Source organism: Colwellia sp. 5_MG-2023, from assembly GCF_030547795.1.
In the GTDB taxonomy this organism is placed as follows: domain Bacteria; phylum Pseudomonadota; class Gammaproteobacteria; order Enterobacterales; family Alteromonadaceae; genus Colwellia.
The window spans coordinates 19667-30243 of the sequence record NZ_JAUOPW010000036.1; the positions used below are offsets into that span (position 1 = coordinate 19667).

7 protein-coding genes are annotated in these 10577 nt (G+C 36.0%); 1 reads left to right on the top strand and 6 read right to left on the bottom strand.

Annotation, left to right across the window (positions count from 1 at the left end):
- Positions 1-18 precede the first annotated feature (18 nt).
- On the bottom strand, positions 19-2985 hold the full coding sequence (locus Q4496_RS16720) for a TonB-dependent receptor (protein ID WP_303610865.1): 2967 nt from the start codon (positions 2983-2985) through the stop codon (positions 19-21).
- A gap of 463 nt (positions 2986-3448) precedes the next feature.
- On the opposite strand from Q4496_RS16720, the gene Q4496_RS16725 reads away from it, so the two are divergent.
- On the top strand, positions 3449-4291 hold the full coding sequence (locus Q4496_RS16725; protein ID WP_303603093.1) for a GntR family transcriptional regulator: 843 nt from the start codon (positions 3449-3451) through the stop codon (positions 4289-4291).
- Between the two features lie 82 nt (positions 4292-4373).
- Here Q4496_RS16725 and Q4496_RS16730 read toward each other — a convergent pair whose 3' ends face one another.
- The 5 genes from Q4496_RS16730 to Q4496_RS16750 form a co-directional block, all read right to left on the bottom strand.
- Positions 4374-4889: a DUF6702 family protein gene (locus tag Q4496_RS16730; protein ID WP_252727538.1), complete on the bottom strand. Its 516-nt coding sequence runs from the start codon at positions 4887-4889 to the stop codon at positions 4374-4376.
- Positions 4889-7369 carry a M1 family metallopeptidase gene (locus Q4496_RS16735; RefSeq protein WP_215973575.1) on the bottom strand — a complete coding sequence of 827 codons (2481 nt, stop codon included), beginning with the start codon at positions 7367-7369 and terminating at the stop codon, positions 4889-4891. Before Q4496_RS16735 ends, Q4496_RS16730 begins: the two co-directional genes overlap by 1 nt.
- A gap of 247 nt (positions 7370-7616) precedes the next feature.
- A complete protein-coding gene (locus Q4496_RS16740; protein WP_252727540.1) occupies positions 7617-8753 on the bottom strand; it encodes a serine hydrolase in 1137 nt (378 codons plus the stop codon).
- A 327-nt stretch (positions 8754-9080) separates the two neighbouring features.
- On the bottom strand, positions 9081-9476 hold the full coding sequence (locus Q4496_RS16745) for a MerC domain-containing protein (protein ID WP_303603095.1): 396 nt from the start codon (positions 9474-9476) through the stop codon (positions 9081-9083).
- A gap of 35 nt (positions 9477-9511) precedes the next feature.
- Complete coding sequence (locus tag Q4496_RS16750) at positions 9512-9991, bottom strand: Fur family transcriptional regulator (RefSeq protein ID WP_303610866.1); 480 nt, start codon at positions 9989-9991, stop codon at positions 9512-9514.
- Between the last annotated feature and the right edge of the window lie 586 nt (positions 9992-10577).

Consider the following 10577-nt stretch of genomic DNA (forward strand, 5'->3'; position numbering starts at 1 on the left):
AAGGCCTTGTAGTATGAATTAGAACTTAGCACGTACACCAATAGTGAAACGGCGATCGGCTTCACTGTATAACCAGTTGCTACCGAGTTCTGTTACTTGACGGATTGGTTCACCCGTTAAGTTAACTGCATTTGCTACCACGGTAATATGCTTATTAATATCGTAGCTAGCAGATACATCGAACTGACCGCGTGAGTCTCGATAATTGTTACCTAAGGTTGGATCAAAGTATGGCGAATCAGGATCAGTACGGTTATATACGCCTGTTGCTAATTGACCTACAGGGCGTACACGTTTTTCATCTTGAGTGTCTAGGTATTTGTCACGCCAGTTATAGGCTAAACGAACTTGGTAACCTTCATGTTCCCAGTAAAGTTGAGCGTTGAAAGTATGATTAGAAATATCTTCTAATGGATTTCCATTAGGTTGTTCACTGTCTGCATAGGTATAGTTAGTGCTAACACCTAGACCAGAGAAAATACCGGGTAAAGAACTAAACTGTTGTTGATAAGCTAATTCTAAACCGACTATTTCGCCGTCACCACCGTTTACATCTGTATTAACCACTATTCCTGTTAGGCCAGCATCTCTTTGACCTTCAACATAGGCAAGATCTTGAGCTGAAGTTGCATAGGCAACATTAGCTTGGCTTACACCCGCAGAATCAAGAAGACAAACGTTTACATATTCCGTAACGTTTTGTCCTGTAACCGTATCTGAATCTGCAACACAAGAACTACTACTTACCGTAAAAGAATTTACATCTTTGTAAAAGATTGCGGCGGAAACAAGACCACCTTCACTAAAGTAATGTTCAAAAGACAGGTCGTATTGAGTTACTCGGTAAGGGTCTAGTTGATAAGAGCCTTGGCTACCGGTTACTAAAGAATTATCAACATTTAATGCTGGGCTTAATTCACCAAATTCAGCACGACGCATTACTTTTGCAGCAGCAAAACGAACTAGGCTCTCGTCTGATAGATTATAGGTAGCATTGATACTTGGTAAGAAGTCAGAATAGTCATGGTTAGCTGATTGATCATAAGTATTTGATGTTAAATCTGTAGTGACATAACGTGCACCAATAATCGCTGATAAATCACCAAAGTCTAAACTAACTTGCGTATATAAGGCTTTTGTTTCTTCTTCTATTTTCGCATAAGAGCCAGTGTTACGTACCATGTTATCGTCAAGTGTACCTGTTAACTCGTGACTGCTTCCGGCAAGCATTTGTTGTACTTTGTTGTAAGTGCCATCAATGTCATAAGCTAATAATGCACCATCATAAACATAATAATCAGTTAAGGCGTTATTACCTGAAATACCACTTTGTTCAAATGAGTTACTATGGTTAATTGCTTTAAAGCCACCATAAGCGCTATTAAAATCACCTACCCATGTTGGTGTGATTACACCATCATAAGAAACACTGGTTTGAAGATTCTTAAGTTCGCTACCGTTATTTCTTAAGTCATATCGGTCAAGTTCATATTCGCGATCAGTTGTTCGAATACCTGCCTTGATTGATGAGATAAACTCTAGGTTACTGAATGGTTCAGCGTATTCTACGTCGAAACGGATCGCTGTCTCTTCGTTATCTTCAAAGTATCTTTGGTGAGTAAATTGGCGAATAGCTAAATTATTAGGATCTAGTAATGCATCTTCATCAGAGAACGAGATACCGGGGACTTGGTTGCCATCACCCGTCATTGTAATCGTAAATAAATGTTCTGTGATTGTTCCATCAGCATCATATTGTTCACGAGAAATAGGGCGTAAGTTAAATTCAGAATTACTACGTAAAGATTCTGATTTAGCGTATGAAATTTCACCCGATATCTTTAATTTGTTTGTTACTTGAAATTCGCCACCTAGTGCATTTGATATTGATTCATTGGTGGTGAAATCAGCCCAAGTTTTAGGTTGAACAAAAACGCTACCTGAGCCAAAATTATTAAGTTGACCTTCAGCGTCACCATAAGCGTTATCAAGAATTAAATCGCTATAGTCTTTACTGTCGTTAAGTACAGAATATGCTTCTTGGCCACCATCAAGTTCAGTTGCGTTAATATCTAAATAAATAAAGCCATCTGTATCTTTAGGTGCCCATTGTAGCGATATTCCGTATGCAGTACGCTCTCGCGTTTCAGTTTTTTGTTCAACTGTGTTTTGGCTTCTCACTAAGAAATTACCGCCTGCATTGTTTGCTTGTTCACTGATACCATCACCATCTAAGTCAAGCTCAGTAGGCGTAATAAGGTTCATAAATTCATCGCGACGTAATTCACGATCTTGATAAGCGAAGACAACAGATGCGCCAAAAGTACCGGCATCATTTAAGTCCCAGTTAGAGCCCGCAGAGATATTAAATTTAGGCGCTAAATTTTCGGTTTTGTCGGCATATTCACCATCTAATGATAAAGCTATTAAAGGTTCGTCTAATTCTAAAGGACGAACCGTTGTCATATTAATGGTACCGCCTAATGCACCTTCAATCATTTCTGCTGTTGGTGATTTTATGACTTCAACAGTTTTTAAGAAGCTTGATGGGAAGTCGTCTAAACTGATGCCACCACGGCCACTACCAGAAGTAGATCGGCCATTTAATTCAACACGATTTTGAGAGATACCACGAATAGTGACGGATTCACCAACGCCAAAATCAGTGCTAATTGAAACACCGGTAACACGCTGTAAGGCCTCTGCAATATTATTGTCAGGTAGTTTACCTATATCTTCTGCAACAATGGCGTCTACTATGCGTGAATCAAAACGTTTTTGACGAGCTGATTCTGCAAGACTTCCAAACAGACCTCTCACTTCAATAACTTCAACTTCATTTACGCTTTGATTTTCTAGTTGGGTCTCTTCCGCTGCATATGTTGGAAAAGTTAACATTGCTGTTAAAGCGGCACCAAAGATCGTTAAATTTTTGTTTTTATGCTGGCATTTATTAAATACAGCACTAATTTTGTTCAATTTCATTGAATTCCCCTTGATAGCATATTACCTGTCATTTTTTATTTATGTTTACGCAGGTTGCATACTTATTTTTAATGTATTTTTATTTGTAATATATTAGGATTGAATCTAATATACTAGATAATTTATAATCTATTTAAATTAAAACCGCAATAGTTTTTTACCAATTACTTAAATAGCAACTTACCAAGAAGTAGAGTTTTGGTTTACCAGAGAGTTGATGTTGGTAATGAAACTAAAGGTTGTAGGCAACCAATATGCAGTTAATATTAAAAATTTAGAGAATTGATACTCAATATTATTATGATTTTATTTATCGAATAATGATGAGCTTTATAACTTATTTACTTATTAAAATAGCTGTTTTTAGAACCATGGTGATGCTTTTAAAAATGGCTTTCACTTGCAAAGATACTAATATAAAGTGGATAATACACTTCTTAAATAATAGAACCTTAGTCATGTAATGAATAAAATTGATTTTGAAATTAAAAGTATCGACAACATAATAAATGCTTCTTGCGTGACAAAAGAGGGAAGTTTAGTCGATCAAATTTATTCAGTTTTACGTAAAAATATTATTAATCTTTCTTTGCCTCCTGAAATGCCTTTAGTAGAAAAAGAAATAGCTTCAATTTTCCAAATTAGTAAAACTCCAGTGAGAGAAGCGTTAATTCGTTTAGCTAATGATCGACTGGTTAATATAGTTCCCAAAAGTGGTAGTTACGTTACATCGATCAGTTTAGAACGATATTTAGAAGCGTGTTTTATTCGAATTACTTTAGAGAGTGCTTGCGTTAAGCGACTTGCCGAGCAAGGGATAAGTTTGTCTCAACAATTAAAATTAAAGTCACTGATTATTGAAGAACAGCAAGTCAGGGAAAATAAACCAAGTAACGATCATGAACTGATTTATTCACCCGCTTTTAAAATTAATGAGTTATTTCATCGAACATTATTTGAATCTGCTGGTATTTTAGGGGCATGGAACTTACTTGATAGCTCTAAAGCTGAAATAGAAAGAGTTTGGCATCTAGAAAAAAGGGTTGGCGTTAGAAGAGCTTGTGATGCAATTTCTGAACATTTCAATATTCTAGATGCGATAGTCCAGCGAGATCCTGTAGCTGCAGCGGCCGTTATGACAGATCATATTGGTGACGTTGATGGTGAGATAGATATTATCTCTAAAAATCCTATGTTTATTAAGTCTATAGATGAATTCAATTCATTGATTAGCGAACAAAGAAAACGCCGTGGTGCAAACAACTTTAATGGGAAGCTTTTAGTGGGCAACCGCGTCGCTTTTTAATTTACCTTAGGGGTAGAATAAAAAAAACCTCAACATTTCTGCTGAGGCTTTGTTATTTAAGTTTGTGTACAAACTAACTCGATTAATTAAACTTAGTTATTAACCAATCTTTATTATCGCTAAAATACAACGTACGAATTTCATCTTTACCTTCAATATTAACCATATTGATTTGTGTAGGCCAAAGGTCGCGTAATGTACCATTAAATAACTTCAATCCATCCAATCCTTTTGGTATCGCTGTTTCTTGATACACCCAGAAAAACTTACCTTCAATTTCATAGCCTACGGCTGTTAAAGGTAGTTCTTCATCAGCTAAAGTGCGTACTAAAAATTGCTTAGCAACATAATCAGCAAATTGCTGTTGTGTTTTCTTGAGGTTAATGATGTCAGCATTCTTATCAAATAATGCTTGCACTGCATGCTCAGTGTCATGCATGTAAAACCTGTGCGATACCTCTAGTTGACCTGAACGTTTGTTAAACGTAACGGTTGTTTCAGCAGCTTTTTGTTGGTGCGCAAACGCTAAGTTTGTAGAAACAATACTCGATATCGCTATTAAGAAAACCGCTATAAAAATGATTAAACGTTTAGACATTAGTTGTCCTTCTTATCTTCTGTTTCATCATCTTCGTCAGTTTTAAGCTCTGTTTTAATATCTTTCATGATATCGCGACTAACTTTAGCTGTGCTCTTCTTCGCTTTATAGGCTTCAACACGTGTTGGAATAATTTGACGTGGGTAGTGGTTATTTTCTACGTCAACATCAGCCGTTTCCCAACCTGGATCAACAGTAACACTAACCAATTCTTTGTCGTTATCAGTCACAACAAGTTTACTCACGTGTTTTGGTGTTCTACGCCAAATTTCAGCAGGTATGTACTGACTTTCTGTTGAACCATCTTTATAGGTTAGTTCTAAAATAATCGGCATAACTAAACCACCAAGATTTGAGAACTCTAATACATAATAGTTTTTATCTTCTTTTACGGCACGTTCTAGTGCTTTAAGTTCCCAAGGCTTTAAACCCTTTAAGAATTTTTTGTACTTGTTACGTTCTTTATTGGTTACGGTGAAACGGTCGTTTTCGTCATAAAAATCTGTTACGTCAGGATTACGGTCAACCCATAACTCTTTGCCTTCTGCTTTGTTACGCTCAACAAATAATGAAGAAGGTTTATCGAGTTCGATTTGGCGTAAACGGCCGTAATCAATATCCGGGTTATGAGTATCTAAACGCATTTTATATACTTTATCTATTGAGATATCTACATGATCTGTAGAGTAGAACCAGCCGCGCCAGAACCAATCTAAATCAACACCAGATGCTTCTTCCATTGTACGGAAAAAATCAGATGGGGTAGGGCGTTTAAACTTCCAACGAGTAGCATATTCTTTAAAAGCGAAATCAAATAACTCACGACCTAAAATAACTTCTCGTAAAATGTTAAGTGCAGCAGCAGGTTTTGTATAAGCATTAGGACCTAAACGTAAAACGCTATCAGATTGCGTCATAATTGGTACCTGGTTTTGAGACTTCATATAACCAGTAATATCACGAGGCTCAACACCCCATGGAATTGTTGGATCCCATTCACGCCCAGCAACACCATCTAAAAAGCTGTTTAAACCTTCATCCATCCAAGTCCATTGACGCTCATCAGAGTTAACGACCATTGGGAAATAAATGTGACCTACTTCATGAATTACAACACCAATTAGGAAGCGTTTTTCAGCTTGTGAATAAGTGCGTGAACCATCGTCTTGTAATTCAGTACGAGGGCCATTAAAAGTGATCATCGGATATTCCATACCGCCTACAGGACCATTAACTGATTGTGCTGTTGGGTATGGATAGTCAAACGAGTAACGTGAGTAAACTTCCATTGTATGGACAATAGATTCCGTAGAGTACTTCTTCCAAAGATCGCCACCTTCTTTAGGGTAGAAAGACATTGCCATAACAAATGGCATATCGTCGCCACCTTGTTTATAACCTTTAGCATCCCACATAAACTTACGTGAAGAAGCCCAAGCAAAGTCACGAACATTGTCAGCTTTAAACTTCCACGTTTTGCGCTTATTAGTACCTTCTTTCTCGTTTTCTAATGCTTCTTCTTCCGTAACAATAAATACAGGACGTTTAGACGTTTCAGCTTCTTCTAAACGATTACGTTGTGTTTTTGTTAGTACATCTTTAGGGTTAGCTAATTTACCTGTAGCACTTACGATATGATCTGCAGGAACGTCAATTTCTACTTCATAGTCACCAAACTCTAGGGTGAATTCACCACGACCTAAAAACTCTTTGTTATTCCAACCTTCGTAATCTGTGTAGGCATGCAGGCGAGGGAACCACTGTGCAAGTAAGAAGATGTCGTTACCGCCTTCGCGTTCGTCTTTTTCAAAGTGTTCATAACCTGAACGTGCCGATACCGCATCTTCTTCAACAATGTTGAAAGCGAAGTCGATAGAAAATTCAACATTAGCGCCAGATTTTAAAGGCTTAGGTAGGTCGATACGCATTTGTGTACCAACAACAGTAAAGTTTAACTTCTTGCCTTTACTGTCTTTTATGGCGCTGATCTCATAGCCTAATTCGTTATCAGCCATAAATTGTTGGCGACGTAATTCACCTAAGCTAATTTTTGCTGGTGTTTGTGCATCACCTGTTTTGGTGTAAGGACCTCGGCGACCAACACCACCAAAGTTGTTTGCCATATTAGCAATAGAGTCATCTTTGAAGATATTTTGATCTAACTGCACCCATAAATACTTTAATTTGTACGGAGAGTTATTCTGGTAGGTGATTTTTTCACTGGCTGTTATACGACGTTTTTCTTCATCAAGTGACACTTTAATTTTATAGTCAACTTGCTGCTGCCAATAATTTTCACCCGGTTCACCTGCGGCATTTCGATATACATTTGGGGTAGGAAGTACTTCCTCTAATTGACGAAATTTGTCTTCAAAGTCGCCTTTGCTTTGTTTAATCGCTGATGCATTAACAGTTGAAGCTATTGAAAGCGGCAAAATTAATGCAGTAAAGATTTTTATAATGTTAATGTTAATTTTCATTTATCCATTCTTATTTTGTTGTGTTGAATTAATACAGTGAAAAATAGGGGAGCTATTATCACTCATCTGAGAAGTTAATATAAAATTACGAGTAGTTTATGGTGTTATCTTTTCTTGCAAAACGTAATTTTTTGTTTACATTCGGTTGTTTTTATTCGACTAAATTAACCTATTGTCGGTGGAGAAACCGCAATAAAAGCGAATAATTTTCATGTTACTGAAATACTATCATTTTAAATCATGGCTACTACAACTTAGTAAAGAGTTGATGCGTTTTTGTCCAGAACTCGCTAGATATTTGGTTAATAACATTAGCTTCGGCATTGATTAGTATCGCAAAACCTATATCTAATTCAGGTGAGTAACCAATATCGGCTCGAAAGCCTTCTACCCAACCTGAATGATAGATAATTTTTTGCTCATTAAGTTGATAAATGCGCCAGCCGTAGCCGTAATGAGCATCAGTTAAATGCTCTCGCCAATACCTTCTACGTAAATCTTTTTTGGTTTTTATTCTTGGTGTTGTAATTTCACTTAATAATGCTGGTGATAAAACGTCAGAATTATGCCCCAAATTTGCTATAAGCCATTTGGCTAAATCGGAAATACTGGAATTAACCCCTGCGGCAGGTGCCACTTTATAAAAATCAGGCGCTACATTTACAGTACGCCAAATATATTGCTTTAGCCTTTTTCCTTGCTTATTTTTTTTGTTGGTTAAAATAGTTTTTCTTAATATATGAGGCTTAGCTGTATTTTTAAGTTCTTGAAAAGGTTTTATTCCAATGGAGCTGTCGTTCATTTTTAACGGAGAGAATAGTCTTTCAGTTAGTAAAGTGGAATAATTTTTGTTTTGACTACTTTCAATGGCGGACTGTAATAGTCCAAAAGTGATATTTTGGTAGCCGTAACATTTGTCTGGTTGGCAAATAGGAGTAATACGATCAAAACGACCAATAATTTTATCCATGCTCCAGTTTTCATGAAGCAAATTATCATAAGCATTCGGCATTAAACCACTAGAATGGCTGAGAATATGCTTTAACTGAATTTTTTCTGCTGCGCCTTCTTGCGCCAAAGAAAAGTTGGGTACATATTTAGTGATGGGATCTGATAAGTCAAGCACATGTTCTTGTGCAAGCATAGTGGTAATGGTGGAGGCAAAAGTTTTAGATACCGAAGCTAAACGAAATATAGTATTGCTATTAACTTTTTGTGATTTTGCTTTATCAATATGGCCAAATGTTTCTAAAGAAACTATATTATTATTTTTTACAATGACATAAGCGCCACCAGGAATATTGTATTTTTCCAGCTGTTCAGCAACATGCATTGAGAATCCCGGATTAAACTCTTTAAGTGGATCGGCATAAGAACATGACATAACAAGAGTTAAAAAAAGACAATATATTCGAATCAACACAAACCCCTTTGATAAAATTAATTTTTTCTATAAATAAAACAGCCGCAATATTTTTGTGGATGACTGATATGAATGGTACCAATTGACTGTCGGAGTCTAACTCTTAATTACAAGTTAGTTGCTCTACAAATTGAGCTTACTAGTTTCATGAGAACGTTTGCAATAATTATGTTTACTGCATCAACTACCTTGATATTGAAACGATATTTTAATCTCAAATTATATCATGATATTTAAAGATAATAATCGCTTCTTTTGTCAGTGTGCTTTGCATATAAGTATTCTGACCTAACATGAACAACTTTTAGACTTCTGACAAAGTTTATAATTTTGAATATGAGCAAAAGCTATAACTATGGCACCTAAAGTGGTTAATCCTTTTTCACCCATCTCACCAAGGTAACTTTCACCAAAGAGTAGTGCGGAAGCTAGGATAATAAGCCCCAATCCACCATATAATCCAATCGACATTTTGTTATGTTTCTTACATCCCATCGTCAGAGCGTAAATACTTATAGGTAATACACAAATAACCATCAATGTATGAAATATTTCTTGATCCATCGTGGTAGCAATTACCGTTGGCAACAAAACTGTTACTAAAGGAAGTAAAAGGCAATGAGCCAAACATAATACAGATAATGTAATTGCAGATTTATCTAAGGAGGCCGAGACAGTTTTCATTTTTATAACCTATATATTTAAAAGTAGAATTGCTTTTAGCAATTATTATGTGCTGAAAGACAAGTATTGCAGGTACCGTTTAACTCAATTTGTGGTGATGATAATTGATAGCCAGTTTGTTCAGCTTTATCTGTTAAATCGCTTAAATTATTATTGGTATTATTGTTTAATTCATCAACACGTAAGCATTTCTGGCAAATTAAAAAATACGGTAACTCATGGGAAGACTTGCAACCAATATGAGCACAGGCTACATATTTATTGGCGATGTTAAGTCTATGCGCTAATTGCATTCTCTCTAGAAACTCTAAAGTTCGATAAGCTGTCATAGGCAATAACACTTCATTAAAGTGAGTTTTAAATGCTCCCATCAACTCATAGGCAGACAGAGCTTTGTCAGTTATTAACAATAGTGTTAAAACCTGTCGACGTTTCTTGGTTAAGAGAACATCATGTTGCTTACAGACTTTTGCTGCTAATTTTAAGCTGGCTTGTATTTGAATATCTTGGTTCAATGAAATCTTATCCTTGTATTATTTTCGTCAAGACTTACAGAGTCATGTTCATAATAGCCAAATGATATAACGTAAGTTTTATGTTCAAAATTAAACAGTGTTGTAGTCGGTGTTATTACACCCCACCTATTGATATGTTATAACATATCAATAGGTGGGGTGTAAACTATTAAGAATACTTTATATTGAATAGAGTTATATAAGGTTCTGGTGTTATGAGTAACATATCTTAGGCTCTTGAAAAAGATGGAGGGATGTTTTGCACTTTGCTGGAAGAAAGTAGCACTCGTTAAGAATCATGAGAGCAAGTCAAACAATTTTATACGTAGAAAAAATTGCCAAATACAAGGCATTTATTTCAATAACTGGTTGTTCTAATTATTAAATAAATAACGATGTGGTTGGTAGTTTTAACAAGTAGAAATGATCACATAGTTAGTGAGATTGGTATAGATCAGTAGAATAGTTTTTATGAATGGTACCGACCGCCGGAGTCGAGCTGCCAACCTTGCTTAGCTACTGATTTCATCAGTAGGCCAGTTTTTAATAGAAATAAAAAAGCCTCAACATTGCTGTTGAGGCTTCA

Coding starts and splice junctions, on each gene's coding strand:
- Q4496_RS16740 (WP_252727540.1), bottom strand. CDS start 8,753: ATGTCATGTTCTTATGCCGATCCACTTAAAGAGTTTAATCCGGGATTC.
- Q4496_RS16745 (WP_303603095.1), bottom strand. CDS start 9,476: ATGAAAACTGTCTCGGCCTCCTTAGATAAATCTGCAATTACATTATCT.
- Q4496_RS16720 (WP_303610865.1), bottom strand. CDS start 2,985: ATGAAATTGAACAAAATTAGTGCTGTATTTAATAAATGCCAGCATAAA.
- Q4496_RS16730 (WP_252727538.1), bottom strand. CDS start 4,889: ATGTCTAAACGTTTAATCATTTTTATAGCGGTTTTCTTAATAGCGATA.
- Q4496_RS16725 (WP_303603093.1), top strand. CDS start 3,449: ATGAATAAAATTGATTTTGAAATTAAAAGTATCGACAACATAATAAAT.
- Q4496_RS16735 (WP_215973575.1), bottom strand. CDS start 7,369: ATGAAAATTAACATTAACATTATAAAAATCTTTACTGCATTAATTTTG.